Here is a 277-nt window from a genome sequence, read left to right as displayed (position 1 = left end):
CCCCCGCCCAGAGGACCTTGACCGTGATCGGGAGCTTGACGTCGTTCTTGCCGTACTTGATCCGCGCGAGGAACGTCCAGTAGTCGCCGCGGAGCTTGCTGACGCTCTCGATCTCGTAGCGCTCTTCGGAAGCGGGCTTGTCGGGCTGCCCGTCGACCGTGAACCGCCCCACGAGGACCGTGTTGGCCATCCGCTCGGTGAATTCCTTCTCCAGCGCGGCCTTGTCGGGCTTCTTCTCGCCGTTTTCCGATTTGGACTCGTCCTTCTGCGGTTTCGC

1 protein-coding gene is annotated in these 277 nt (G+C 63.5%); it reads right to left on the bottom strand.

Annotated features, from left to right (window positions below; all coding sequences use genetic code 11):
- Window positions 1-277 (bottom strand): hypothetical protein (locus RAD04_RS38635; protein ID WP_461627962.1); only part of this gene is annotated, 277 nt, incomplete at both ends.

It is taken from the genome of Bradyrhizobium sp. 25ACV (assembly GCF_054863005.1).
This window is presented reverse-complemented; position numbering and strand designations above follow the sequence as displayed.